At 62.8% G+C, this 24967-nt stretch carries 24 protein-coding genes and 1 tRNA gene; 14 read left to right on the forward strand and 11 right to left on the reverse strand.

Going from position 1 to position 24967, the window contains the following annotated elements; all coding sequences use genetic code 11:
* Positions 1 to 12: 12 nt before the first annotated feature.
* The 8 genes from AC0IYH_RS04900 to AC0IYH_RS04935 all read left to right on the forward strand — a co-directional run bounded on the left by AC0IYH_RS04900 (position 13) and on the right by AC0IYH_RS04935 (position 9161).
* A complete protein-coding gene (locus AC0IYH_RS04900; RefSeq protein ID WP_471833115.1) occupies positions 13 to 1398 on the forward strand; it encodes an aminopeptidase P family protein in 1386 nt (461 codons plus the stop codon).
* 33 nt (positions 1399 to 1431) lie between these two features.
* Positions 1432 to 2322 (forward strand): hypothetical protein, encoded by an 891-nt coding sequence (locus AC0IYH_RS04905; protein WP_116629732.1) that lies wholly within the window; start codon positions 1432 to 1434, stop codon positions 2320 to 2322.
* Positions 2323 to 2345: 23 nt separating this feature from the next.
* Positions 2346 to 3167, forward strand: a complete 822-nt coding sequence (locus AC0IYH_RS04910) for an aspartate/glutamate racemase family protein (RefSeq protein WP_471833116.1) — start codon at positions 2346 to 2348, stop codon at positions 3165 to 3167.
* Positions 3168 to 3192: 25 nt separating this feature from the next.
* Positions 3193 to 4536, forward strand: a complete 1344-nt coding sequence (locus AC0IYH_RS04915; protein ID WP_471833117.1) for an MFS transporter — start codon at positions 3193 to 3195, stop codon at positions 4534 to 4536.
* A gap of 129 nt (positions 4537 to 4665) precedes the next feature.
* The gene (locus AC0IYH_RS04920) at positions 4666 to 6597 is read left to right on the forward strand and encodes an avidin/streptavidin family protein (protein ID WP_471833118.1); all 1932 of its coding nucleotides are present in this window, start codon (positions 4666 to 4668) and stop codon (positions 6595 to 6597) included.
* A 66-nt stretch (positions 6598 to 6663) separates the two neighbouring features.
* Positions 6664 to 7770 carry a catalase family peroxidase gene (locus AC0IYH_RS04925; RefSeq protein ID WP_471833119.1) on the forward strand — a complete coding sequence of 369 codons (1107 nt, stop codon included), beginning with the start codon at positions 6664 to 6666 and terminating at the stop codon, positions 7768 to 7770.
* Positions 7767 to 8336 (forward strand): cytochrome b, encoded by a 570-nt coding sequence (locus AC0IYH_RS04930; RefSeq protein WP_471833120.1) that lies wholly within the window; start codon positions 7767 to 7769, stop codon positions 8334 to 8336. Before AC0IYH_RS04925 ends, AC0IYH_RS04930 begins: the two co-directional genes overlap by 4 nt.
* A 225-nt stretch (positions 8337 to 8561) precedes the next feature.
* Complete coding sequence (locus AC0IYH_RS04935; RefSeq protein WP_471833121.1) at positions 8562 to 9161, forward strand: glycosyltransferase family 25 protein; 600 nt, start codon at positions 8562 to 8564, stop codon at positions 9159 to 9161.
* A gap of 208 nt (positions 9162 to 9369) precedes the next feature.
* Here AC0IYH_RS04935 and AC0IYH_RS04940 read toward each other — a convergent pair.
* A tRNA-Ser gene (locus AC0IYH_RS04940) sits at positions 9370 to 9460 on the reverse strand.
* Positions 9461 to 9612: 152 nt separating this feature from the next.
* Between AC0IYH_RS04940 and AC0IYH_RS04945 the strand changes: the two genes are divergently transcribed.
* Entirely contained in the window at positions 9613 to 10284 is a 672-nt protein-coding gene (locus AC0IYH_RS04945) for a Bax inhibitor-1/YccA family protein (protein ID WP_003174664.1), read from the forward strand.
* A gap of 62 nt (positions 10285 to 10346) precedes the next feature.
* On the opposite strand, the gene murB is transcribed toward AC0IYH_RS04945, so the two are convergent.
* The 8 genes from murB to AC0IYH_RS04985 form a co-directional block, all read right to left on the reverse strand.
* Complete coding sequence (gene murB, locus AC0IYH_RS04950; RefSeq protein WP_471833122.1) at positions 10347 to 11366, reverse strand: UDP-N-acetylmuramate dehydrogenase; 1020 nt, start codon at positions 11364 to 11366, stop codon at positions 10347 to 10349.
* The gene (locus tag AC0IYH_RS04955; RefSeq protein ID WP_471833123.1) at positions 11363 to 11827 is read right to left on the reverse strand and encodes a low molecular weight protein-tyrosine-phosphatase; all 465 of its coding nucleotides are present in this window, start codon (positions 11825 to 11827) and stop codon (positions 11363 to 11365) included. Before AC0IYH_RS04955 ends, murB begins: the two co-directional genes overlap by 4 nt.
* Entirely contained in the window at positions 11827 to 12591 is a 765-nt protein-coding gene (gene kdsB, locus AC0IYH_RS04960; protein WP_122771706.1) for a 3-deoxy-manno-octulosonate cytidylyltransferase, read from the reverse strand. Before kdsB ends, AC0IYH_RS04955 begins: the two co-directional genes overlap by 1 nt.
* Positions 12588 to 12773: a Trm112 family protein gene (locus AC0IYH_RS04965; RefSeq protein ID WP_003174668.1), complete on the reverse strand. Its 186-nt coding sequence runs from the start codon at positions 12771 to 12773 to the stop codon at positions 12588 to 12590. The genes kdsB and AC0IYH_RS04965 overlap by 4 nt, the downstream gene beginning before the upstream one ends.
* 23 nt (positions 12774 to 12796) lie before the next feature.
* Positions 12797 to 13807, reverse strand: a complete 1011-nt coding sequence (gene lpxK, locus AC0IYH_RS04970) for a tetraacyldisaccharide 4'-kinase (protein ID WP_471833124.1) — start codon at positions 13805 to 13807, stop codon at positions 12797 to 12799.
* Entirely contained in the window at positions 13807 to 14235 is a 429-nt protein-coding gene (locus AC0IYH_RS04975) for an ExbD/TolR family protein (RefSeq protein WP_116629742.1), read from the reverse strand. The genes lpxK and AC0IYH_RS04975 overlap by 1 nt, the downstream gene beginning before the upstream one ends.
* On the reverse strand, positions 14232 to 14867 hold the full coding sequence (locus tag AC0IYH_RS04980) for a MotA/TolQ/ExbB proton channel family protein (protein WP_116629743.1): 636 nt from the start codon (positions 14865 to 14867) through the stop codon (positions 14232 to 14234). Before AC0IYH_RS04980 ends, AC0IYH_RS04975 begins: the two co-directional genes overlap by 4 nt.
* Positions 14868 to 14943: 76 nt before the next feature.
* The gene (locus AC0IYH_RS04985; protein WP_471833125.1) at positions 14944 to 17169 is read right to left on the reverse strand and encodes a DNA internalization-related competence protein ComEC/Rec2; all 2226 of its coding nucleotides are present in this window, start codon (positions 17167 to 17169) and stop codon (positions 14944 to 14946) included.
* A gap of 135 nt (positions 17170 to 17304) precedes the next feature.
* Here AC0IYH_RS04985 and AC0IYH_RS04990 point away from each other — a divergent pair, with 135 nt between their 5' ends.
* Positions 17305 to 17820, forward strand: a complete 516-nt coding sequence (locus AC0IYH_RS04990) for a DUF2062 domain-containing protein (RefSeq protein ID WP_116629745.1) — start codon at positions 17305 to 17307, stop codon at positions 17818 to 17820.
* A gap of 3 nt (positions 17821 to 17823) precedes the next feature.
* Here the strand turns inward: AC0IYH_RS04990 and AC0IYH_RS04995 are convergent, their stop codons facing one another.
* Together AC0IYH_RS04995 and AC0IYH_RS05000 are read right to left on the reverse strand one after the other, a co-directional pair.
* Positions 17824 to 19194 (reverse strand): sensor histidine kinase, encoded by a 1371-nt coding sequence (locus tag AC0IYH_RS04995; protein WP_116629746.1) that lies wholly within the window; start codon positions 19192 to 19194, stop codon positions 17824 to 17826.
* Positions 19181 to 19909 carry a response regulator transcription factor gene (locus AC0IYH_RS05000; RefSeq protein WP_116629747.1) on the reverse strand — a complete coding sequence of 243 codons (729 nt, stop codon included), beginning with the start codon at positions 19907 to 19909 and terminating at the stop codon, positions 19181 to 19183. Before AC0IYH_RS05000 ends, AC0IYH_RS04995 begins: the two co-directional genes overlap by 14 nt.
* A 206-nt stretch (positions 19910 to 20115) precedes the next feature.
* On the opposite strand from AC0IYH_RS05000, the gene AC0IYH_RS05005 reads away from it, so the two are divergent.
* From AC0IYH_RS05005 to AC0IYH_RS05020, 4 genes are all read left to right on the forward strand, one after another.
* Positions 20116 to 22869 (forward strand): response regulator, encoded by a 2754-nt coding sequence (locus tag AC0IYH_RS05005; protein WP_471833126.1) that lies wholly within the window; start codon positions 20116 to 20118, stop codon positions 22867 to 22869.
* 106 nt (positions 22870 to 22975) lie between these two features.
* Positions 22976 to 23965 (forward strand): 2-hydroxyacid dehydrogenase, encoded by a 990-nt coding sequence (locus AC0IYH_RS05010; protein WP_471833127.1) that lies wholly within the window; start codon positions 22976 to 22978, stop codon positions 23963 to 23965.
* Positions 23966 to 24036: 71 nt separating this feature from the next.
* On the forward strand, positions 24037 to 24477 hold the full coding sequence (locus AC0IYH_RS05015) for a hypothetical protein (protein WP_471833128.1): 441 nt from the start codon (positions 24037 to 24039) through the stop codon (positions 24475 to 24477).
* Positions 24474 to 24878, forward strand: coding sequence for an META domain-containing protein (locus tag AC0IYH_RS05020; RefSeq protein WP_471833129.1), 405 nt, complete (start codon positions 24474 to 24476; stop codon positions 24876 to 24878). The genes AC0IYH_RS05015 and AC0IYH_RS05020 overlap by 4 nt, the downstream gene beginning before the upstream one ends.
* The last annotated feature ends 89 nt before the right edge of the window (positions 24879 to 24967 follow it).

The following is a 24967-nucleotide window of genomic DNA, read 5'->3' on the forward strand; positions in this document are numbered from 1 at the left end:
GAGGTAATACCCATGTTCGCACCTACGGTTTACATCCAGCGCCGCCAAGCCCTGCGCGAGCGCTTGAACCACGGCATCGTGTTGCTGATCGGCCATGGCGAAGCGCCGATCAACTTTGCCCTCAACCCCTACCCGTTTCGCCAGGACGCCAGCTTCAGCTACTTCTTTGGCATCAACCGGCCAGGCCTGATCGGCATCATCGACCTGGAAGAAAAGCTCGATACGCTGTTCGTCGAAGACAGCCTTGAAAGCGACGTCATCTGGCTCGGCGAACCCCTGGCAACGGCCGAGTTGGCCAGCGCGTGCGGCTGCCAGCAAGTGCGCTCGATGAGCCGCGTGCAGTCCTTCGTCAATCGCGCCATGCGCTACGGGCGCAGCGTGCACTTCCTGCCGCCCTGCCGCGGCGAAACGGCGCTGACCCTGGCGCAGTTGACGCAACTGCCCTCCGGCAGCCTGGCGGGCAAGGCCTCACGTGCCCTGATCCGCGCAGTGGTGGCCCTGCGCGAAGTCAAGGACGAGCAGGAACTGGCGCAGATCGAAAGCGCCCTGCGGGTGACCGAACAGATGCATCGCCTGGCCATGCGCACCACCCGCCCCGGCGTGGTCGAGCGTGAAGTGGTGGCGCATATGCGCCATGTGCTGGGCCGCGAGGGCGTGCAGGAGGCCTACTGCCCGATCTTCACCCGCCGTGGCGACATCCTGCACCTGTTCGAGCACCACAACCGCCTGGCCGACGGTGACCTGGTGATCAACGATGCCGCCGCCTGCAGCCCCCTGGGCTACGCCAGCGATGTAACCCGCACGCTGCCGGTGGGCGGGCGTTTTCTGCCGCATCAGCGCGAGCTGTATGACGTGCTGCTCGGCGCGCAAGTGCATGGCATACAGCAGAGTCGTACAGGGGTGACCTTTATGGAGGTGCACCAACAGGCCGCGCTGAAACTCGCCGAAGGCATGCAGGCGCTGGGGTTCTTCAACGGCTCGGCGGCCGACATCGTTGAGTCCGGCGCCTACGCACTGGCCTTTCCACACGGCCTCGGCCACCAGTTGGGGCTGGATGTGCATGACATGGATTCCCTCGGCGAAGACCACGTGGGCTATGACGCCAAGGTTTCGCGCAGCCAGCAGTTCGGCCTGTGCCACTTGCGCCTGGGCAAAGCCCTGAAGCGCGGCATGGTGCTCACAGTGGAACCGGGGATCTATTTCATCCCCGCGCTTATCCAGCGCTGGCAAGCGGAAAACCGCCACGCCGGGCTGATCAACTATTCGCGTTTTCGCAACTACGAACACTTTGGCGGCATGCGCATCGAGGATGTCGTCGTGGTGCAAGACCGTGCCGGCAAGGTGTTGGGGCCGGCAATCCCCAAGCAACCCGAGGCGATCGAAAACGCCATGGCGTGATTGCTTATCGCATAACAATAAGAGAGACCCATCATGAAAACACGTCACCTGCTGCGCTTGAGCGCAGGGCTTTGCTTCGCCTGGGCGGTGGCCGCCGCCAGCACCGCACAGGCCGAACAGTTCATTGGTTTCGGCCAGCCGGGCCTGCCGGGCAAGTGGGCGCTGGAGTCGTTTCCGGTGTACAACCGCAATGCCGACGGCAATGTACGGGCCGGCGGCAACACGGTGCTGGCGTACTTCTCCGAAACCGGCTTTACCGACACCACCCGCGACCAGTTGCAGTTCTGGGTCGGTGCAATTCCCGGCTACGCCAGCACCAACGGCGCCAAGGACACAAGCCCCTGGGGCATCGCCTCGCCCAACCTGGGTTTCGCCTATTACTACAACGTGGTCGAGCCCACGACCGACTTCGGCGCGGACGACTTCACCACTTTCTGGGTCAACCCGACGCTGATGGTCGAGTTCCCCAACGGCAATAACGATATCGCCGGCTACGGCGCCTTCGCCAACCGTTATGCGGTGAGTTTCAGCGTCGCCAACTACCTGCGTGTGGGGCGCTTCGCCGCCACCTTCACACCCGCCGGCATTCACTACGCCGCGCGCAACCGCAAGCCTCTCGACCTGGGCACTGAAGACCCGCAGCGCCTGCGCGGCGGCGTCAGCCTGTGGCTGGCCAACGTGGCCGCCGGCTACCTGGCCACCGAAGACCTGTGGCTGGGCGTGCATCACGTCTACCACATCAACAACACCGCTGCGTCGGACTTCGCTGAATCGCGGGTTGGAAAGGTCGGTCCGTCCATGACCTACACCGGGTTTGCCGCACAGGGCCTGTACCTGTCTGCCAACGTGAATTTCGACTACTACCGCAGCGCCAATGTGAAGCGCTCCAACGAGCTGACCATGGCGCTGGTGAAGTTTTTCTAAGCCCATTCTTCGAGGGCGTACCCATGCACACCCACAACCTTGCCGAACTACCCCACGACGTACCGGTCACCGTGCGCTGGCTGAACCCTATCGGCCAGCCGACCTTCGACGCGCCGATAGCCGACTTGCTGCACGGCATCAAGCTGCCGTCGACCCAGATTGAAGTGGTGTCCTTCGACATGAACCCCAGCCCCACCCACCTCGAGTATCGCGCGTACGAAGCCCTCACCTACGAGCGCACCATTCGCATCGCCCGTGACTGCGGGCAACAGGACATCGATGCGCTGGTGATCGGCTGTTTCTACGACCCGGCGCTGGAAGATGCGCGGGAAATTTCCGGCGACACCCTGGTGGTCGCGCCGTGCCAGGCCAGCTTGCAAGTGGTCGCGCAGTTGGCCAACCGCTTCTCGATCATCGTCGGCCGCAGCAAATGGATGGAGCAGATGCACGAGCGCGTGCGCGGCTATGGCGCCGAGCATCGGCTGGCGTCGATGCGCCAGCTGGGCATGGGCGTGGATGAGTTCCAGAAGGACCCGGCCCTCACCCGCCGACGGATCATCGAAGAAGCCATGCGGGCGGTCGAGGAAGACGGCGCCGAGGCCATCGTGCTCGGTTGCACCATCGAATTCGGCTTCTTTGAACAGGTGCAGTGCGAGGTCGGTGTACCGGTGATCGATCCGGTGGTGGCGGCCTTCAAGATGGCGGAGGCCCTGGCGGGCATGAAGCGCCGCTTTGGCTGGGCGCCCAGCCGGGTGGGCAGTTGCGAGCCGCCTCCGGAAGCCGAGATCAAGGCCTTCGGGCTGTTTCAAGGGCCGGTGCCAATCGGCAATCGGGTCAAGGCCTGACCCTAACGCACAGGGATAAACCAGCATGAATGACGCCACCTCGACGCCCGAACCGGGCAGCAATGCGACCACCCTGCCGGTGGGCGATGTGTTCCGCGATGTGCCCTTGACCCGTGAGCATCTGAAAGCCTGCCTCGCGCTGTTTTTTGTGTTTGCCATCGAGGCGTGGGAGATGATGATCATCGTCTACACCGCGCCGCTGATCGCCGAAGACTTGGCCCTGGATGCGCTGGCCATCGGCAACCTGATCAGCGCCATGTTCATCGGCATGCTGCTGGGCTCGCTGGCCTGGGGCAAGATCGCCGAGCGTATCGGCCGTAAAAACGCCATCCTCTGGAGCCTGGGGCTGTATGGGCTGGTGTCGCTGGCCAGCGCGTTTGCCCCCGACTACCTCACCCTGTACGCGCTGCGGCTGGTCTCGGGCGTGGCGGCGGTGGGCATGATGGTGGTGACTTTTGCCCATTACCAGGAGCTGTTGCCGATCCGCCATCGCGGTGCGCTGACGGTGTACCTGGCCTCGGGCTGGCCCATCGGCATGTTGCTCGCGCTGGGGGCCACGGTGTGGCTGCTGCCCCAGGGCTGGCGCGCGATTATCGTGCTCAGTTCACTGGGCAGCCTGTGGGCGCTGGTGGTCGCGCGCTGGGTGCCGGAGTCGCCTTACTGGCTGGCCGGCGTGGGGCGCCAAGCCCAGGCGAAGGCGGTGATCGCGCGCTTGAGTCGAGGTGCGGTCCAGGTGCCGCAAGGCTGTGAGCTGACGGTCGACCAGACCACCCAGGGCCGGCATCGCGACCTGTTTACCGCCAGCCTGATGAAGGTCAGCGCGCTGCAGATCGTCGTCAACTTCACCTTTTCGTGGGGCTACTGGGGCTTGCAGACCTGGCTGCCGACCTTGCTGCAACAACGTGGTTTAAGCCTGCCGCAAAGCTACGGTTTTATCGCGCTGTCGGCGCTGTGCATGATCCCCGGCTACATCACCGCGTCGTACCTGACCCAACGCCTGGGCCGCAAGAAAGTCATCATCGGTTTTATCAGCGCCGCCGTGCTGGCCGGCTACGGGTTTGCCAACGCCCAATCCCTGGAGATGCTGTACCTGAGCAACTTTGCCCTGGCGTTTTTCAACCTCGGTGCCTGGGGCGTATGGGGCGCCTGGATCGGCGAGCTGTACCCCACGCGCTTGCGCACGCTGGGCTATGGCTGGGCGATCTTCGCCCAGCGCGTGGCCAATGTGCTGGCGCCGTCGGTAATCGGCGTGCTGATCGCGTACGGCTCGTCGTTCAACATGACCACCACACTGATCAACGCGTTCATGTTGATTACCGTGTTGCTGGTGGTGTTTATCCCGGAGACCGAGGGCGAGGCGTTGCGTTGATCGACGCCCGGTTGGCGCCGTTTCCGTGCGGCCAGCGGGTAGTCAGCCGACAGCGTTTTTATCCGCGCACCGTTTGAATAAGGCTCCCCGGGCAACCTGGGAGTTCTCACTACAGAAACGGAAGTCATCATGAACACTCCCTCCACAGCCCACGGGCTGGTATTGCCCATGCAGCGCGGGCCCTTTCAGAACAATGGTGCGACGCCATGGTATTCGACCCTCGAACTGGGCACGCCCGCGCAGCCGCTGAAATTTGCCCTCGATACCGGCACCACTATCACCTGGGTCACCTCGACGCTGTGCCCGCCCGCGCAGTGCACTCACTTTGGTAGCGGCCGGTTCGACTACCGGACCTCCAGCAGCTTTGCCTTCACCGATTGCCTGCAACGCCCGTACAGCTTCGGCCCCTGGGGCAGCATGCAGGTGGAAACCGCTGCGGACCTGCTGACCCTCCCCGGCGGCAGCGCGCTGACGATGAAACTGTTTCTGGCGGCCCAGTATGGCGGCGAGCAGTTCAAACAGTTGGACTGGGATGGCGGTTTCGGCCTGCCATGCAGCAGCGCTTATGTCGAAGGCCGCAGCGCGTGCCTGTTCCAGGAACTGATCCGCAGCGGCCAGCTTGACCCGGCCCAGCCTTACGTAGCGTTTGACTGGGACGCCGCCGAGCACCAAGGTACCTGCCAAATGGGCGCCGTCGACGCCACTAAAACCCGTGGCGCCCACGTGTTCCTGCCCTGGTCGCTCTACAGCACAGTGCCTGGGGTGGAATACATCTGGTCAACCCAGCTCAGGTCCTATTCGGTGGGCGGTGAAACCCTGGCCACCGACCTCAGGTTCGCCCTGGACTCCGGCTCGTCACAGTTCAAGGGCGATGATGCGCTCATGCAGCAAACCCTTGCGCGCATTGCACAGGGGGGGAGTCCTGACGTGGTGCTGGGCTTTGCCGACGGTGAAATCACCCTCGGCGCGGACCTCTATAACGTGCTGATCGAAGGCGGCCCGCAACAGGGCCAGACCCTCGCGCAGTTTGCACCGTTGGGCCTCACGGACCTGGTGCTGGTGGGTTCGCTGGTGATGGAGCACTGCTACAGCGTGTTTGAGTATCAGGTGGTGCACTGTGGGCCGGGGGTCTACTCACTGGCGCCGGTGGGAGTCTGGTTGTTCAACCGCCCGGAGGGGCCGCAGATCATCACGCGTGCCTCGTCACGCCGGTTCATGCCCGGCCCGCGTGAAGTGGCCACTTGCAAGGTCACCCTGCCCGCGCGTGCACCGTCGATGTCCGTGGCAGGCACCTGGAAAAACCACTACGGCTCGGTGATGACACTCAACGTCAACGGCAACCGGGTCACCGGCACCTATCAATCGTCAACCGGATCAACCGGGCGCTACGAGGTGGTGGGCTATCAACTGAAGTCTGCTGAAACACCCAACCAGGGGCTGCCCGTGGCGCTTGCCATCGAATGGCATTCGATCGGCAAGGACCCCGCGGACCCGAGTTGGAACTGGTCGTCCGGCCTGTGTGGTCAGGTCACCCTAAGCGGCACCGAAGACATACTCGAACTCTCCCACTTGCTGGTGGCGAGCAGTGACTTTCCGGGCTTGGCGCAACGTGGCACGTACATCGACAAACTGTGCTACCGGCGCACCGGCGCCGTCGCGGCCGAGCGACTGGCCAGCACCCCGTCGACTGAAACCGACAACCCATTGAACGGCACGTGGCTGGCAGCCGATGGCACGGTGCTGGCAGTGACGGTACACGCCGAGTGGGAGGGCCGCTTCGGTCGCGTCACCGGCTACCTGTCGGGCCCCTCGGGGGCTACCGCGGTTGCCGGGTTTACCGATATCAGTGCCGCGGCGGGCGGGCTGCCATTGCAGTCCGTAGCTATTACGGCAGCAGAGCAAACCGCCGCGCTGTCGCTGAGCGGCTCACTGAACCTGCACAGCGATGTGCTGGAGCTGGCGGTGCTGAGCACTGTGTCGACGGTGCCGGCCAACGCGTATGTGCAGACAGGGTTGGCGTCGCTGGTATTGAAGCGCCAACCGGATGGCGTCGAAGGCTAGCCGGGGCCGGCGGGTTTGGAACCATTCCACGTGGTGTGCCACTACTCTCCCGTCGCGGATGGCCGCATGTTTCAGTGTATTTCCGGAGGTTCAGCTTTGTCCCGCTCCCTTTCAATGCTTGGCTCGCACGGGTGCTCGGTCTTGCGCATCGGTTTCATTATTGTGGGTTTGGCTGGCACATTTGCCTGGCTGGCGGGATGGATAGGCCAGGACCGACTCACCGCCGATAAAGTGCTGGCGGCGCTGGTCAAGGATGCACCGCAGCCGTTCCCTGCGGGTTTTCGGCGCGCGCATGGCAAAGGCGTGTGCTTTAGCGGGCAGTTCTTCCCCACGCGGCAAGCAGCCGAGTTGTCGTCTGCAATCGTCTTCCGCGAACCTTCAACACCCGTGGTGGGCCGCTTCTCCCTGGGTGCTGGCGACCCGCACGCCGCCGATAATGCCGGCCGGTCCCTCAGCATCGCCCTGCAACTCAAGGATCACGACGGCGGCGAGTGGCGTATGGCAATGGTCAACGAGCCGTTCTTCCCGACGGCAACCGTTGCGGGGCTGATCGCCATGGGCGAGGCGTTCGAGCCCGACGCCAGAACCGGGCTTTCGGTGCCCGAGCGTGTTGAGGCGTTTTACGCCGCCCACCCGCAGGCCAAAAAATATGTCGAGTGGTCCGACAAGGCGCCCTGGGCCAATAGTTTTGCCGTCACTCGATTCAACAGCGTCAACACCTTCGTGTTCATCTCCGAGCGCCGACAGGAACAGTTCGTGCGCTGGTCTTTGCAGCCACGCCTGCCCTTCAAGGCCTGGCCGGTGGGCACTCGCGAAAAAGCCGAGGCGCATGTTCTGTTCGACGACCTTGTTCAAAAGCTCGCAGCCAAGCAACTGGTCTGGGACCTGGTGATCACGGTTGCCGAGCCGACCGACCCGGTGCTGGACCCCTCACAGCCATGGCCGGATAACCGCCGGCACGTCAATGCCGGCAGCTTGATCGTCACCGCCTTGAGCGAGCAAGCCACCGGCGCCTGTCGCGACATCAACTTCGACCCAACCCTTGTGCCGGACGGCATTGAGATTTCGGACGACCCAATCCTGCACGCCCGATCTGGAACCTATGCAAAATCGTTCAACCTGCGCCAGCGTGAAAACGGCGACAAATCCGCTGGCAAAAAGGTGACGCCATGAAGCCTTCCAGCACTGCGCCCAAGCGCTATAACCTCACCGCAAGGCTGCTTCACTGGTCAATGGCCGTGCTGCTGTTGGCTACGTTGTTCATCGGCGTGGCGATGAACAGCGCATTGCAATGGCGGCCACAGTTGCTGAACCTGCACCTGGTGTTCGGCGTAAGCATTTTCATACTGGCCGTCGTCCGCATCTGCAATCGCCTGCTCTCTGCGCCGCCTGCACTGCCCGAAGGGCTGACCCATGGACACAGGTTTGGTCTGGCGGCGGTGCACCTTGGTTTTTATGTGCTGATGACCCTTCTTCCCCTCATCGGCTGGGCCATGCTGTCGGCCGGCGGTTACCCCACGCCCAACGTCTTTGGCGAGCGGCTTGCGCCCCTGGTACGGCCGGACCCGGGGCTGTACACACGGCTGCACGATCGCCATGCCCTGCTGGCTTATGGTTTTTTTGCACTCATCCTGCTGCACCTGGCGGCGGCACTGTTTCACCGGTGGGTGAAGCGTGATGGTGTGTTCAACCGGATGGTAATGGGAGCGCACAAGGAATATGACAGCGACAAGTACTGAAACCACACATTTCTAAAAGCCACGCAACACAAAAGCTACGCAACACTAAGATTGTTCCCACAAAAAGACCAGCAGAGTTCTATGGACTGTAATGTGCGCTCGCTTAGTATTCGCCCTTCCAACCACAGAAGGGCGTGTCCAGTGAGAGCAACCAAGAACTTAAGCAATCTCCAGATAGATGGAGCGCTTTGTATAAGTTTGAAAAACCGGCAGGACCGCAGGGATTTGATTAAACAGGAATTTGCACATTCCGGTCTGGACATCGAATTCGTCATCGTCGATGCCGACGTGGAGAACCCGGAACGCGGTTGCTTTGACTCCCACATCAAATGTGCGACGTTAGCAGTGGAGCGCCAGTATAAAACCGTATTGATTCTGGAAGATGATGCAACGCTGTCAAGCTTCTCGCCCCAGCAAATTCTGCGCATCAATCGGTTCATTGCGCGGCGCGCGCCCAAGCTTCTCTACCTCGGCGCAACCTTGGGCAAGCTATGGCTGACCTGGGACCGAGGAATCGCGAGACTCAGAGCCAAAGGGACGTTTGCCTACATCATGTCAAACGAAGGTTGTCGCGAACTTATCAAGTTATCGCACTACTCGGGCACGCCCATCGACAACCTGTTTTCAAAGTCTTTCAAGGCTTACTGCTCACTCCCGCTTATCTGCAACCATCAACCCGAATGCGTGGCAAAGAGTGATATCTCAACATGTCGTATAGCAGACGGCACCACAGCAGACGAAGAGTTCTGGCAACAAAACTGGCGACGCCAATACACACAAGCCTTTAAAAACTTCGGAAAGACGATTATCCGCAGGGATATTTAAGCCAGCGGCAATCAGTAGTTGATCGACCGTCACAGCAGTGCACTTCTTTGACCGTATTAACGGTAGAGTTATTCTCATCGGCTGATTTCGCGAATGCCGCAAGCAATGTCACGCCAACGAACTGCGGTTACTGCCCCATATCATCGGCCAAATATCGGCACAAAAAATCCCGCGGAGCCAACGGCTCGCGGGATTTCTTTTTGATGTTTGGCGGGAAACCAGGGATTCGAACCCTGGGAACGCTATTAACGTTCGCCGGTTTTCAAGACCGGTGCATTCAACCACTCTGCCAATTTCCCTTATGCATCACAGGATTATAGTAGCCCATCCTGTCTCAGCGGGCGCCATAATACCCGAATGAAACACACTGTCAAACTCTCGCCATCGCTTGTTACAGAGCGTCTGTTATGATCCTTGCGACTGAATGTTTCAAAACTGAAGGAGTGTCGCCATGCGCGAACAGAATTACGCAGTGAATGGCAACGCGCAGGCTGAGCAGCTTGAAGTCAGCCGCGTGTTGCGCAACACCTATGGCTTGCTCGCCCTGACCCTCGCATTCAGCGGTGTGATGGCGTTCGTGGCCCAGCAGATGCGGGTCGGCTACCCGAATATCTTTGTCGTGCTGATCGGTTTCTATGGTCTGTTCTTCCTGACCAACAAGCTGCGTGATTCGGCCTGGGGCCTGGTGTCGGCGTTTGCCTTGACCGGTTTCATGGGCTTTATCCTCGGCCCGATCCTCAACCGTTACCTCGGCATGGCCGGCGGCGCGGAAGTGGTCAGCTCGGCGTTTGCCATGACCGCACTGGTGTTTGGTGGTCTGTCGGCCTACGTGCTGATCACCCGCAAGGACATGAGCTTCCTGGGCGGCTTCATCACCGCAGGCTTCTTCGTGTTGCTGGCGGCTGTGGTCGCAGGCATGTTCTTCCAGATCAGCGGCCTGCAACTGGCGATCAGCGCTGGCTTCGTGCTGTTCTCCTCGGTGTGCATCCTGTTCCAGACCAGTGCAATCATCCACGGCGGTGAGCGCAACTACATCATGGCGACCGTCAGCCTGTATGTGTCGATCTACAACCTGTTTATCAGCCTGTTGCAGATCTTCGGCATCATGAGCCGCGACGACTGATTCACAGCTGCATAAAAAATGCCCCGTATCGAAAGATACGGGGCATTTTTGTTTTCAGGGCGTCAGTACTGGTTGGGTTCCCTTTCCAGCTCGACCTTGAAGCGCTTGGCGATATCCTGCTGGATACGCAGCGCCAGGTTCGCAATGTCGTGCCCCGTGGCACCGCCATAGTTGACCAGCACCAACGCCTGCAGCGCATGCACCCCGGCATCACCGTCACGAAAACCCTTCCAGCCGGCCTTGTCGATCAGCCAACCGGCAGCGAGCTTCATCTGCCCGTCTGCCTGGGGATAGGCCACCAGGTCCGGGTACAGCGCCTGCAGCTCAGTCGCAAGTGCTTGGGATACCAATGGGTTCTTGAAGAAACTGCCGGCATTGCCCAGCTCGGCTGGGTCCGGCAGTTTTTCGCGACGAATGCTGCAGATGGCCCGGCTCACATCACTCGGCGTCGCCTCGGTGATGCCCTGCCCGGCCAGGCGCTGTTGCACTGGGCCGTAGTCGAGTTTGAGATGGCTGGCGCGGCTCAGTGCAAAGCGTACCCGCAGGATCAGCCAGCGCCCGGTTTCGTGCTTGAACAGGCTGTCACGGTAAGCGAAGTTGCATTCCGCCAGGCTGAAATCGCGCAGCTCGCCGGTGTGGCGATCCAGGGCTGTGAGCCCGGCGAATACATCCTTGATTTCCACACCATAGGCGCCAATGTTTTGCATGGGCGCGGCGCCGACGGTGCCGGGGATCAGGCTGAGGTTTTCCAGGCCGCAAAAACCCTGTTCCAGGGTCCACAGCACAAACGGATGCCAGGCCTCGCCCGCTTCGGCTTCAACCACCACCTGCACGCCATCATCGTGCAACACCCGGATGCCCTGGCTGGCCATGCGCAGGACCAGCGCGGGAATATCCTGGGTCAGCAACAGGTTGCTGCCACCGCCGATCACCAGCAACGGCACGTCTTCAACGGCCGCGTAGGCCAGGGCCGCACGCACATCGTCATCATTGTGGGCTTCGGCAAACAGCTGGGCACGCACGTCAATGCCAAAACTGTTGAATGGCTTGAGCGACACCTGCGCCAGCACCTGCAAGGTCATAACCGCCCCTTCAATTCGATCACCAATAAATCACAGGCCCGCTCGATCAGGTCCAGGACCCGCTCGAAACCTTGCTCGCCTTCGTAGTAAGGGTCCGGCACTTCGTCGACTTCACCGTCATAACGACGCAGGAACAGGTCCAGCTCCGCCTTGCCCTGCCCCGGCTGCATGGCCTTGAGATTACGCAAGTTGCTGTGGTCCATCGCCAGGATCAGGTCATAACGCGCAAAGTCGGCGCGGCTGACCTGCTGGGCCCGCTGGGCTGACAGGTCGTAGCCACGCACTAATGCCGCACGCTGGCTACGCTGGTCCGGCGGGTTGCCGACATGCCATTCACCGGTGCCGGCGGAAGCTACATCTACCTGCCCGGCCAAGCCGGCTTCGCGCAATTTATGGCGCAGTACGCCCTCGGCGGTTGGCGAGCGGCAGATATTGCCCAGGCAGACAAACAGAACTTCCATCACGCCCCCAGCAGGCGACGGACGCGCTCGAGGTCTTCCTGGGTGTCAACGCCGGCCGGCGGCGCTTCCAGGGCATCACCCACGTGGATGCGCACGCCGTGCCACAGGGCGCGCAGTTGCTCCAGGGATTCGGTGTTTTCCAGCCAGCACGGGCCCCAGCTGACGAAGTCATGCAGGAAGCCGGCGCGGTAGGCGTAGATGCCGATATGGCGACGATACGGTACGCCTTCCGGCAACACGTCGCGGCTCTTGGCGAAGGCATCGCGCGCCCAGGGCAAGGTCGAACGGCTGAAGGTCAGCGCCAGGCCATTAATGTCGCTGACCACCTTGACCACGTTGGGGTTGAACAGGGTGTCGATGTCTTCGATCGGCTCGGCCAGCGTGGCCATGCGCGCCTCGCCATGGGCCGCGAGGTTGGCGGCCACCTGGTCGATCACGCTTGGCGGGATCAACGGCTCGTCACCCTGCACGTTGACCACGATGGCGTCGGGCGCCAGGCCAAGCTGCGTCGCCACTTCGGCCAGGCGATCGGTGCCGGAGTTATGGTCTTCGCGGGTCAATACCGCTTCAGCGCCGAAGCCTTTGCAGGCCTCGATGATGCGCGGATCATCGGTGGCTACCACCACGCGCTGGGCGCTGCTCTTGCAAGCCTGTTCCCACACCAGCTGAATCATCGGCTTGTTGCCGATCAGTTGCAGCGGCTTGCCCGGCAGACGCGTCGAGGCGTAGCGGGACGGAATGACAACGGTAAAGGCTGTAGTCATTTATCCAGACGCTCATCAGTGGTCAGGGTGCGGGCTTCGCTTTCCAGCATCACCGGGATGCCATCACGGATCGGGTACGCCAGGCCGGCGCCTTTGCTGATCAGCTCGGTTTTATCGGCGCTGAGCTTGAGCGGGCCTTTGCAGATCGGGCAAGCGAGGATGTCGAGCAATTTGGTGTCCATGAGTGTTTCCTGGATAGCAGCGTTTAAGGCAAGAGACGGGCGGGCAGCAGGCGCATCAACTGGGTGTCGAACCAGGCGACGAACGCCGGCGACGGCACGGCGTCCACCGCAAGGTACCACCAGTCGTGCTGGGCAAAGGCGCGGCACTTCACCGCGTCCTTCTCGGTCATGACCAGCGGCAACGACGGCGTAAAGTTCAAGACCTCGGCGCTGTAAGGCGCGTGGTCGGCAAAAGCATGGTGTATGGGCTGCCAGTGTAGCGTTTCAAGGGTCTTGAAGAAACGTTGCGGGTTGCCGATGCCGGCAACCGCATGCACCTGCTGGCCAGGCGGAAAATGATCCACCGGCTGGCGCTCGCCAGTCAGCAGATTGACCAGCGCGGCAGGCTGCAAGCGAAAGGCAAAACCGTCTTCACGATCCGCCGCAGCGCCGTTATACAGCAGCGCATCCACGCTTTGCAGGCGCTCCACCGGCTCGCGCAGCGGCCCGGCCGGCAGGCAGCGGCGATTGCCCAGGCCGCGTGCGGCGTCGATCAGCACCAGCTCCAGGTCACGGGCCAGCCTGTAATGCTGTAGGCCGTCGTCGGAGAGGATCAGGTCCAGCGGCTCACTGGCCAGCAGCGCCTTGACCGCGCGGCTGCGGTCGGGGTCGATCATCAGCGGCACGCCACAACGCTGCACGATCAACAAGGGTTCATCACCGGCTACCTCGGCGCTGTGATCGGCCGCGACTCGCCACGGCAACTGCGGTGGCTTGGCGCCATACCCCCGGCTGACCACACCCACACGCAAACCGCTGCGCCGACAGTGCTCGATCAACCACAGGATCAACGGCGTCTTGCCGGTGCCACCGACAGTGATATTACCGACCACCACCACCGGCACCGGCGCCTGATAAATGTCGCCCTCGCCCGCCAGGAAACGCGCACGCTTGCCCTGCACCACCCGGCGATACAACGACTCCAGCGGCCGCAACAGCGCGAGCGCCGGATGGCCCTCGTACCAGGCCTTGAGCAAACGATCGGACATGGCCATCAGGGTTGGCTCGCTGCCTCGACGGTGGTCATGCGCAGATGGCTGAAACCGAGCTTGCCGGCAGCGTCCATCGCGGTGATCACAGCTTGATGCTGGGTCTTGCCATCGGCACTGATCGACAGCGGCATTTTGGTATCACCGCCGGACTCTTTCTGCAGGGCGTCCATCAGGCTGTTGAGGTCGTTTTTCTCCAGCAACTGGTTATTCACCGAAAACACCCCCTCGGCGCTGATGGCGATATCCAGTTGCTTGACTTGCTGGTCTTCGGCCGGGGAACCGCTGACGGCTTCCGGCAGGTCGACACGCAGCTCGGTCTGGCGGGTAAAGGTGGTGGTAACGACAAAAAACAGCAGCAGGATAAACACCACATCGATCAGCGACGCGAGGTTGATATCGACATTTTCCCGTTGCTTGCGGCGAAATTTCACGCTCTGCCCTCGACCAGGTCCACATCGCGGTCGCCCTGCACCACTTCCACCAGCTTGATGGCCTCCTGCTCCATGCCGACCACCAGTTCATCGATGCGCCGTTGCAGGAAACGGTGGAAGAATACCGAGGGAATACCCACCATCAAGCCCGCAGCCGTGGTGATCAGCGCTTTGGAAATACCACCGGCGAGCACGGCCGCGTTGGTGGTCATGCCCGAGCCCATGAACGAGCTGAAAATATCGATCATGCCCAGCACCGTGCCCAGCAGGCCCAGCAACGGCGCCATAGCGGCGATGGTGCCCAGCGCATTGATGTAGCGCTCCAGCTCGTGGATAACCCGGGCAGCAGCCTCTTCGATGCACTCTTTCATGATCTCGCGACCATGCTTGGAGTTGGCCAGGCCGGCGGCGAGGATTTCACCCAGCGGCGAGTTGGCGCGCAGCTCCTTGAGCTTTTGTTTGTCCAACTGTTTGTTCTTGATCCAGCCCCAGACCTGCCCCAGCAGATGCTCAGGGGTGACGCGACTGGCGCGCAGGGTCCACAGGCGTTCGGCAACGATGCCGAGTGCGGCGATGGAACTCATGATGATCGGCAACATCATCCAGCCGCCGGATTTGACCAATTCCCACACAGTGAATGTCCCCTCGAAAAAGTGCGCCACTTTACCATATAGGTTCGCCGACGGGGCTCGTCGGCCATCCCGGTGGCTAGGGTAAGCGTTCACGCCAGAACCTGCGTTGACCGCGCGCAACGACCGGGGGTGCAAACAGGCCCAGTTGCACACGTACGGCGCCTTGCTCGGCGCTGTCGTAGACCTGGCTGGCCAATGCCTGATAGCGCGCCAACACCTGCGGATGGGGATGGCCGAAAGCGTTGCCGCGCCCCCGGGATATAAACACCGACTTGGGTGCCAGGCGCTGCAGAAACGGCGCTGAAGAAGAACTGCGACTGCCATGATGCGGGGCTTGCAGCCAATCGGTCGGCACTGCCAGCGGCGAGGCAAGCAGGGCCAGCTCGGCCTCGCGGTCAATGTCGCCGGTCAGCAACAGGCGCTCGCCATTGGCTTGCACCTGCAAGACGCAGGACTGTGCATTGCCGTTCGTAGCCCCAGGCCATTGCCATAGCTCGAATGACACACCGTCCCACACCCATCGCTCACCACTGACGCAGGCTTGCGTGTCGAGAAACCCTGGCAGGCCCTCGGTCTCCCCGCCCACCACGCGCTTGACCGGCAACCCTTTGGCTATGGCCGCGGCACCGCCGGCGTGATCGGCATCGGCATGGCTGAGCAACATCATGTCCAACGCCCCCACCCCAAGTTTTCGCAAAGACGGCAGCACCACCCGCGCGCCGAGGTCGAACGCCCCCGAGCGCGGGCCGGCGTCGTACAGCAGGGTGTGATGGCGCGTGCGCAGGATCACCGCTTGCCCCTGCCCGACATCCAACTGCACCACGTCCACTTGCCCGTGGGGCACCAACGTGCGCGGGGGAAACACTGCCAGCAGCAGCATAGGCAAGCCCAGCCAGCGAAACGGCACGCCTTTGGGCAGCAATAGCAGCACCGCCCCAAGCAGGCTCAACGCCCAATACCCCAAAGCCACTTCGGCCGGAACCCAGGCGGGGACATGCCCGGCCAGCCACGCCAGGCCCTTGAACAGGCCATCCAGCGCGCCCCCGGCCAGCCATAACAAACCCGTTCCGACCAAAGGCACCGCAATCGTAACGGTGCCCAGCAACGCCAGCGGCAACACCACAAGGCTGATCCAGGGTACCGCCACCAGATTGGCCAGCGGCGCAGTCACGCTGATAGGCAACCCCAGGGCCAGCAACACCGGAAACAGCCCGATGGCGATCAGCCATTGCGGCCGCGTCCAGGCCTGCCAGGCGCTCCACGGCCCCAGCCGCCCACCGAACGCCAGGATCAACACCGCCACCGCCGCGAACGACAGCCAGAAGCCCGGCTGCAAACTGGCCAAGGGCTCCAGGGCCAGCACCCCGTTGAGTGCCAGCAACAGTGGCCACCAAACGCCCACGTGGCGAAAGCGCAAACGCCACAACAACACCAGGCCGACCATCACACAGGCCCGTTGCACCGGCACGCCGAACCCCGCCAGCAAGCCGTAACCCACCGCAGCGGCAAACGCCAGGCCACACGCCCATGGCAGCCACGGCCAGGCCCGCGGCCAGCAACCGTAACGCGCCAGCCCCGCCACCAGCGCGTAGATCAGCCCTGCCAACAGGCCGATGTGCTGGCCGGAAATCACCAGCAGATGCACGGTGCCGGTGTCCTGCAAGACCTGCCAATCTTCGGCGGCCAGCCCTGAGCCATCCCCGAGTACCAGGGCAGCCAGGCCAGCTTCCCGGCCTTGCGCATCCACGCCCATCAGGCGCTGACGAACAGCATCGCGCCAGGCATTGCGCGCGGGCGCCAAGCGCTGGCCGTCCTTGACCGAGCCGGTGGCACCGATGCGCTGGGCCAGCAGCCAGACCTCCTGATCAAACCCATGAAAATTCAACAGGCCGGATGGCCGCTTGAGGGTGATTGCCAAGCGCCAGCGTTCGCCGCTGCGCACGTCCGGCCCGCCACGCCAGAACACGCGGATGCGCTTGGGTAACAGCGCCCTGCGCGACCGGCTGTCGGCCAGTTCAAAACGCACCCCGTCGCCGGTACGTTGCGGCAAGCCGGTTACCCGCCCTTCCACCCAACGTGTCTGGCCGTCCAGAGCCGGGCGCAGGCGATCATCCAACGCCGACTGTGCGCTGAAGCATGCCCAGCTCAATCCCAGCAGGAAAAAAGCCAGCGGGTAGGTGCGAAACGGCAACAGCATCAGCGCCACCACCAGCAGCACCAGCAACCACCCGACAGGCGGCAATGCCGGTAACCAACGCAACGTGAGCAGCCCCAGCGCGAGCGCGAACATCCCTGTTCTCATGAATCATCCTTTTCAAGTGATCCACTCAGTCATAGCCGGGTGTGAGGCGCGGCCTATGATGTTTTGTCACAAAGTCTGAATTTTCTGTTTATAGAATGCGGGCATACTTGCCTCTCGAACTGACCTGGACCCCTTATGCCCCGGCGCTTATTCAAACGGTACATGCCCGATCCGAGCAGCATCCGGGAACACAAGTCATTACAGTTTCTCGGCACATTGCTGCATGACCCGAACCTCTGGCACCTGAACCGGCACTCGGTGGCGCGGGCCATGGCCGTGGGCCTGTTCGCGGCATTTATCCCGATTCCCTTGCAGATGCTGTTGGCGGCGGTGCTGGCGATCGGCGTGCGCGGCAATATGCCCATCGCGGTCAGCCTGGTGTGGCTGACCAACCCGATCACCATGCCGGTGGTGTTTATCTGCACCTACATGACCGGCGCCTGGTTGATGAATGTGCCGCCCCGCAGCCTGCCCGATGACCTGACCTGGGAATGGATCAGCGGCCAACTGAGCACCTTGTGGCAGCCTTTCCTGCTGGGCTCGGTGGTATTGGGGCTGGTGCTAGGCGCACTGGCCTATTGCCTGACCATGCTTTACTGGCGCTGGTGGGTCGCACATCAGTGGAAGAAACGTAAACAGCGTCGCGGTTGACCCTCAACAGGCCCGCAGGCGCACATGCACGCGCAGGCCCGCGCCGACGTTCTGCGCCCACAGGCTGCCGTGCTGACGCCACACGGCGTTGCGGGCGATGCTCAAACCGAGGCCAAAGCCACCGTCGCCGGGCCGTGAACCATCCAGGCGAGTAAACGGCGCAAAGATCCGCTCCAGATCCTCCTCCGCAATCCCGCCGCCCTGGTCTTGCAGCCACAGGTGCCAGTAATCGCCATCCCGCCAGCCGTCCAGACACACAACGCCGTCCGGCGGTGAATGCCGTATCGCGTTGCGCAAAATGTTTTCCAAGGCCTGGGCCAGGGTGTTGAGGTTGCCGCGCACCCAACATTCAGGCCCCAGCAGGCACGGCAGGCGCGACGCCGGCCAACCGCTTTCAAAGCAGGCGTTTTCCCGCAGCATGTCCCACAAGGCCTGAAGCTGGATGTCTTCCTCGGGCAACGGCGCCCGCTCGGTGTCCAGCCAGGCCAGTTGCAAGCTGTCTTCCACCAGGCGCTGCATGGCCTCAATCTCCCGGCCCAGCCGCTCACGCAGTTGCGCCAGGTCTTGCTCACTGTCGCAGGCCACCTGCAAACGGCTCAACGGCGTACGCAGTTCATGGGACATATCGCGCAGCAATTGCTGCTGCAGCACCACGGTGCCTTGCAAGCGCTCGGACATATGGTCGAACGCGCGGCCCAACTCGCCCAGCTCATCCTGGCGGCTGGTGGCAGCAAGGGACAGCCGCGTATTCAACTGGTCGGCGCGCCAGGCATTGGCCTGCTCGCGCAGTTGATTGAGGGGCATGATCAGCAACCGATACAGCCCGATACACAGCAACAAAGTAAACAGGCCGGGGATCAGGCCATTGGTGACCACGCGCCACACCAGCTGATAGCGCCCGGGCAGAAAGCGCTGCGGCAACTCGATAACCAGCGAGCCGGCGCCAGGGTCCACGGGAAACGGGATTTTCAGCCACGGCAGGCCTTTGACATGCCGGCTCACCGGCCAGTCGAGGCCACGCAGGAAGGTCAGGCGCTGGCTTTCCTTGTCGGTCAGTGGCGTGCTGCTCAGGGATTGCAAATCGCTACCGATCACGCCGATCCAGGTCGGCTCGTGCCGCGTCATCAGTTGCAACCACGCGTCCACCCCCGCCCGGCCCTGAGTGGTCCAGGCCAGCTCGGCGCCGGCCGCGTAGCCTTTGAGCACCTCGCGGGACTCCTCTGCCAGGTAGGCGTTCTGCTCCTCCATATAGCGGCCCCAGGACCAACTGAGCCAGATCATCAGCAAACAGAAGGCGATCAGCAGGCAAGCGAGCTTCCAGAATAACGAGTGCTTGCCCGGCAGCCGTTTCAGCGCGCCCTTAAAGCCCGTCATCGTGACCGCTCAGCACGTAGCCCTTGCCCCACACCGTGCGCACTTCGCGCTCGCTGTAGCCGATGGCCTTGAGCTTGCGGCGGATCTGGCTGATATGCATATCCAGGCTGCGGTCATGCGGCGCGTAGCCGCGTTGCAGCACATGTTGGTAGAGGAAGGCTTTGCTGAGGACTTCTTCGCTGTTGCGGTGCAGGGTTTCCAGCAGGCGGTATTCGCTGCGGGTCAGGCCGGCCCAGTGCGCCTGATGGAAGACGTCGCACAGTTCATCGTCAAAACGCAGGGTGCGCGCGTCGTCGCGCATCGGCGCGAGGCTGGGCAAGGGGCGCCGGTCCAGGGCCACGCGGCGCAGGATGGCTTCGATGCGCACGCGCAGCTCGATCATGCTGAACGGCTTGGGCAGGTAGTCGTCGGCGCCCAGGCGAAACCCACTGATACGATCGGCCTCGGCGCCCAGCGCCGACATCAGGATCACCGGGATCGAATGGCTCTGGCGCAGATGCGTGAGGATCGACAGGCCATCCAGCCCCGGCAGCAGGATATCCATCAGCACCACGTCGAACGCCTGGTCGCGGGCCATCTGCAGGCCTTGCTGGCCGTTCTGGCACCAGGTGACCTGGAAACCACAGCGCCCCAGGTGCTCATGCACATAGGCGCCCAGCACGGGGTCATCTTCGATGGTCAGGATACTGGGTAGGCCAACGGCTGCGGGATTCATTAGCGTCTGCAAGTCATTCTCAATGCGCGATTATTCAAGATTACCCCGCCTCAGGCAATCGCCGCCCGACGGCAAATGGCCCGAAGATTGCCGCCTGTCACTAATTTTGCAAGATTCCATGCCGCGCAAATGGCTACACTGCGCAGGTGGTGCGGGCCGGATGCCCGCGTCAATTATCGATAACACTGTGGTAGCAGGAGAGTGGCGTGCTTAGAAGAATGGGGATAAAAGGCCGCGTACTGTTGCTGACCTTATTACCGACCAGCCTGATGGCCTGCTTGTTGGGGGGCTACTTCACCTGGATGCAGCTCTCGGAACTACAGACCCAACTGCTGCAACGCGGCGAAATGATTGCCGAGCAGTTGGCACCGCTGGTGGCCCCTGCGCTGAGCGCGCGCAACACCGAACTGCTGGAGCGCATCGCCACCCAATCCCTGGAGCAGCAGGACGTGCGCGCGGTGTCCTTCCTCAGCCCCGACCGCACGCCCCTGGCCCACGCGGGCCCGACCATGCTCAACCAGGCGCCCATCGGCAACAGCTCGCACCTGTTGCAGCGCACCGGCAATGACGCCACGCGCTACCTGCTGCCAGTCTTCGGCCGCCATCGCAACCTGGCCGGCGACCTGATCCCCGATGAAGCCGACCGCCTGCTCGGCTGGGTCGAGGTGGAGCTGTCCCACAACGGCATGTTGTTACGTGGCTACCGCAGCCTGTTCGCCAGCCTGCTGCTGATTGCCATCGGCCTGGTCTGCACCGCCGCCCTCGCCCTGCGCATCAGCCGCACCATCAACTCGCCGATTGGCCTGATCAAGCAAGCCGTGGCCCAGCTCAAGGATGGCAACCTGGAAACCCGCCTGCCCTCCCTCGGCAGCCAGGAATTGGACCAGCTCGCCTCCGGCATCAACCGCATGGCCGAAACCCTGCAGAACGCCCAGGAAGAACTGCAGCACAGCATCGAACAGGCCACCGAAGACGTGCGCCAGAACCTGGAAACCATCGAGATCCAGAACATCGAGCTGGACCTGGCGCGCAAGGAGGCCCTGGAGGCCAGCCGCATCAAGTCGGAGTTTTTGGCCAACATGAGCCATGAAATCCGCACGCCGCTCAACGGCATTCTCGGCTTCACGCACTTGTTGCAAAAAAGCGAGCTGACCCCGCGCCAGCTGGACTACCTGGGCACCATCGAAAAGTCCGCCGACAACCTGCTGGGCATCATCAACGAAATCCTCGACTTCTCGAAGATCGAGGCCGGCAAACTGGTACTCGACAGCATCCCCTTCAACCTGCGCGACCTGCTGCAGGACACCCTGACCATCCTCGCCCCCGCCGCCCATGCCAAGCAGCTCGAGCTGGTGAGCCTGGTCTACCGCGACACGCCGTTGGCGCTGGTGGGTGACCCGCTGCGCCTCAAGCAGATCCTGACCAACCTGATCAGCAACGCGATCAAGTTCACCCGCGAGGGCACCATCGTCGCCCGCGCGATGATCGAGGAGGAGCAGGAAGACAGCGTGCAACTGCGCATCAGCGTGCAGGACACCGGCATCGGCCTGTCCAGCCAGGATGTACGCGCGCTGTTCCAGGCGTTCAGCCAGGCCGACAACTCGCTGTCGCGCCAGCCCGGCGGCACCGGCCTGGGCCTGGTGATTTCCAAGCGTTTGATCGAACAGATGGGCGGCGAAATCGGCGTCGACAGCACCCCCGGCGAAGGCTCGGAATTCTGGATCAGCCTCAACCTGCCCAAGACCCGCGACGATGTCGAAGACCTGCCTTGCGCTCCGCTGCTGGGCCATCGCGTGGCGGTACTGGAAAACCACGAACTGGCGCGCCAGGCCTTGCAACATCAGTTGGAAGACTGCGGCCTGGAAGTCACCCCGTTCAACACTCTGGAGAGCCTGACCAACGGCATCACCAGCGCGCATCAGACCGACCTGGCCATTGACCTCGCGGTACTCGGCGTGACCGCCAACGACATTCCGCCCGAGCGCCTCAACCAGCACCTCTGGGACCTCGAACACCTGGGCTGCAAGGTGCTGGTGCTGTGCCCTACCACCGAACAGATGCTGTTCAACCAGTCGGTGCCCAACCCCAACAGCCAGCTGCAGGCCAAGCCCGCTTGTACGCGCAAACTGCGCCGCGCGCTCTCTGACCTGATCAGCCCGCGCCCCTCGCGCTCAGAACCCGGCGAGCCACTGTCCAGCCGCGCACCGCGCGTGCTGTGTGTGGATGACAACCCGGCGAACCTGCTGCTGGTGCAGACCCTGCTCGAAGACATGGGCGCGCGGGTGCGCGCTGTGGAAAGCGGTTACGCGGCGGTCGACGCGGTGAAGCAAGACACCTTCGACCTGGTGCTCATGGACGTGCAAATGCCCGGCATGGACGGCCGCCAGAGCACCGAGGCGATCCGCCAGTGGGAGAGCGAGCGCCACGGTACGCCATTGCCGGTGGTCGCCCTCACCGCACACGCCATGGCCAATGAAAAACGCGCCTTGCTGCAAAGCGGCATGGACGATTACCTGACCAAACCCATCAGCGAGCGGCAACTGGCCCAGGTGGTGTTGAAATGGACCGGCCTGGCCCTGCGCAACCAGGGCCCGGAACGCAGTACCGAAGGCACCGGGCCTGGCGTGCAGTTGCCGGTGCTGGACCATGAGGAAGGCCTGCGCCTGGCCGCCGGCAAGGCCGACCTCGCCGCAGACATGCTCGCCATGCTCCTGGCGTCCCTGGACGCCGACCGCCTGGCCATCAACCTTGCCCGTGACGCCCGCGACAACAATGCACTGATCGAACGCGTGCACCGCCTGCACGGCGCCACCCGCTACTGTGGCGTGCCGCAGCTGCGCGCCGCCTGCCATCGCGCCGAAACCCTGCTCAAACAGGACGACGCCAAGGCCACCGGCGCGCTGGATGAACTGGATATGGCGATCGCGCGGTTGGCCAGTGAGGCGCGGATCAGCGTGTAACGATTCAACGAGGACCGCTGTATGTGGGAGGGGCGGTGCGACGATTCGACTTGCCCCTCCCACATTGGTCCGCGTTACCTATTTGTGAATTGCAGGGAGCTTTTTCATGCGCGTGATTCTTTTCAGCAGCCAAACCTACGACCGCGACAGCTTTCTCGGCGAGCCCCTGCCGCCCGGCCTGGAGCTGCAGTTCCAACCCGCCCGCCTGAACCTCGACACCGTGGCCCTGGCCGAACACCATGAAGTGGTCTGCGCCTTTATCAACGACGACCTCAGCGCCCCGATGCTGGAGCAGCTGGCCCACGGCGGCACGCGCCTGATCGCCCTGCGCTCGGCCGGCTACAACCATGTCGACCTGGCCGCCGCCAAGCGTCTGGGCCTGACCATCGTGCGCGTGCCGGCGTATTCGCCCCACGCCGTGGCCGAACATGCGGTGGCGCTGATCCTCGCCCTCAACCGCCGCCTGCACCGCGCCTACAACCGCACCCGCGACGGCGATTTCAGCCTGCATGGCCTCACCGGTTTCGACCTGGTGGGCAAGACCGTCGGCGTGGTCGGCACCGGGCAGATCGGCGCCACCTTTGCCAAGATCATGGCGGGTTTCGGCTGCGAGTTGCTGGCCTACGATCCCTTCCCCAACCCGCAGGTCCAGGCCCTCGGCGCACGCTACGTAAGCTTGCCGGAGCTGCTCGCCCAAGCGCAGATCATCAGCCTGCACTGCCCGCTGACCGTCGACAGCAAACACCTGATCAACACCGGCTCCCTCGCCCACATGCAGCCCGGTGCGATGCTGATCAATACCGGCCGTGGCGGCCTGGTCGACACCCCGGCGCTGATCGACGCGCTCAAGGACGGCCAGCTCGGCTACCTGGGGCTGGATGTGTATGAGGAAGAAGCCCAGCTGTTTTTCGAGGACCGTTCCGACCTGCCCTTGCAGGATGATGTGCTTGCGCGCCTGCTGACCTTTCCCAACGTGATCATCACCGCGCACCAGGCCTTCCTCACCCGCGAGGCACTGGCGGCGATTGCCGGCACTACCCTGGCCAACATTGCCGCATGGGCCGAGGGCCGCGCGCAGAACCTGGTCGACGGATGATCAGCGGTCACATACCAGGCTCATGATGAGGCGGCACCCGTGATAGGATGCCGCGCCTATTTGGAGGATCCATGGCCGAACACGATTTCCGCTTCAGCTTGCTGAGCCCGCAACACACCCTGATCGAATGCCGCGCCCTGGTGCCCGGCCGTTACCAGGTCACCGGCAACGGTGGTTCGATCAAGCACGGCGACGTGCTGGTCGTAACCCTGCGTGGCAGTAAAACCCTGTCGATGCGCCTCACCGTCGAAGGTGACGCACGCTACTCCATCCGCCCGGCGGGCCAGTGGGTCGCCATGGCCCAGGGGCCGAAATTCGGCGAGTTGGAGATTCACACCTGGAAGGTCAACTGCGACAGCTGCGAGAGCGTGCTGGAGTTTGAATTCGCGGTGGAAACCAAGCTGAGCAAAGAGCCGCTGCAACCGGCCGCCAACGCGCGCATCAAGGAACTCGGCTGGGCCAGCGAAGGCGACAAACACCACTGCCCGAAATGCCAGCAGGCCGCGCAATGAAACGCCTGCTTCTGCTCGCCGTCGTCGCTGCGGCCCTGACGGGTTGCGCCGGCGATGCCGTCAAGCTCAAGCAGGATCACAGCTACGTGGTGGAGTGGATCGGTGAGCGGCCGCTGATGGATTACGCGCACCTGACCGTCACCCTCGGCGCCGATGGTCGCGCCTATGGCAATGGCGGTTGCAACCATTGGTTTGCGCCGTACACGCTGGACGGCAACACCCTCACCTTCGGCAAGGTCGGCAGCACCCGCAAGCTCTGCGCCGAGGCCTTGATGGAGCAGGAACACCGCTTCTTCCAGGCCTTGCAGGGCGTGCAACGCTGGGATATCTCGCCGACCGAGCAGACGCGTTTCTGGCCGGCTGAAGGCAAGCCGATCCGTTTGTGGCTGGAAGAAGGCTGATTCCAGCAGACTGGTGAAATCTAAATGTGGGAGGGGCGGTGCGACGATTCGACTTGCCCCCGATGGCAGTGGGTCAGCTACAGATGTAT

The sequence above is a fragment of the Pseudomonas sp. AC463 genome (assembly GCF_979253585.1).

Excerpts from the sequence above, each read along its gene's own strand:
- AC0IYH_RS04900 (WP_471833115.1), top strand. The coding sequence starts at position 13 with ATGTTCGCACCTACGGTTTACATCCAGCGCCGCCAAGCCCTGCGCGAG.
- AC0IYH_RS04905 (WP_116629732.1), top strand. The coding sequence starts at position 1,432 with ATGAAAACACGTCACCTGCTGCGCTTGAGCGCAGGGCTTTGCTTCGCC.
- AC0IYH_RS04910 (WP_471833116.1), top strand. The coding sequence starts at position 2,346 with ATGCACACCCACAACCTTGCCGAACTACCCCACGACGTACCGGTCACC.
- AC0IYH_RS04915 (WP_471833117.1), top strand. The coding sequence starts at position 3,193 with ATGAATGACGCCACCTCGACGCCCGAACCGGGCAGCAATGCGACCACC.
- AC0IYH_RS04920 (WP_471833118.1), top strand. The coding sequence starts at position 4,666 with ATGAACACTCCCTCCACAGCCCACGGGCTGGTATTGCCCATGCAGCGC.
- AC0IYH_RS04925 (WP_471833119.1), top strand. The coding sequence starts at position 6,664 with ATGTTTCAGTGTATTTCCGGAGGTTCAGCTTTGTCCCGCTCCCTTTCA.
- AC0IYH_RS04930 (WP_471833120.1), top strand. The coding sequence starts at position 7,767 with ATGAAGCCTTCCAGCACTGCGCCCAAGCGCTATAACCTCACCGCAAGG.
- AC0IYH_RS04945 (WP_003174664.1), top strand. The coding sequence starts at position 9,613 with ATGCGCGAACAGAATTACGCAGTGAATGGCAACGCGCAGGCTGAGCAG.
- murB (WP_471833122.1), bottom strand. The coding sequence starts at position 11,366 with ATGACCTTGCAGGTGCTGGCGCAGGTGTCGCTCAAGCCATTCAACAGT.
- AC0IYH_RS04955 (WP_471833123.1), bottom strand. The coding sequence starts at position 11,827 with ATGGAAGTTCTGTTTGTCTGCCTGGGCAATATCTGCCGCTCGCCAACC.
- kdsB (WP_122771706.1), bottom strand. The coding sequence starts at position 12,591 with ATGACTACAGCCTTTACCGTTGTCATTCCGTCCCGCTACGCCTCGACG.
- AC0IYH_RS04965 (WP_003174668.1), bottom strand. The coding sequence starts at position 12,773 with ATGGACACCAAATTGCTCGACATCCTCGCTTGCCCGATCTGCAAAGGC.
- lpxK (WP_471833124.1), bottom strand. The coding sequence starts at position 13,807 with ATGGCCATGTCCGATCGTTTGCTCAAGGCCTGGTACGAGGGCCATCCG.
- AC0IYH_RS04985 (WP_471833125.1), bottom strand. The coding sequence starts at position 17,169 with ATGAGAACAGGGATGTTCGCGCTCGCGCTGGGGCTGCTCACGTTGCGT.
- AC0IYH_RS04990 (WP_116629745.1), top strand. The coding sequence starts at position 17,305 with ATGCCCCGGCGCTTATTCAAACGGTACATGCCCGATCCGAGCAGCATC.
- AC0IYH_RS04995 (WP_116629746.1), bottom strand. The coding sequence starts at position 19,194 with ATGACGGGCTTTAAGGGCGCGCTGAAACGGCTGCCGGGCAAGCACTCG.
- AC0IYH_RS05000 (WP_116629747.1), bottom strand. The coding sequence starts at position 19,909 with ATGAATCCCGCAGCCGTTGGCCTACCCAGTATCCTGACCATCGAAGAT.
- AC0IYH_RS05010 (WP_471833127.1), top strand. The coding sequence starts at position 22,976 with ATGCGCGTGATTCTTTTCAGCAGCCAAACCTACGACCGCGACAGCTTT.
- AC0IYH_RS05015 (WP_471833128.1), top strand. The coding sequence starts at position 24,037 with ATGGCCGAACACGATTTCCGCTTCAGCTTGCTGAGCCCGCAACACACC.
- AC0IYH_RS05020 (WP_471833129.1), top strand. The coding sequence starts at position 24,474 with ATGAAACGCCTGCTTCTGCTCGCCGTCGTCGCTGCGGCCCTGACGGGT.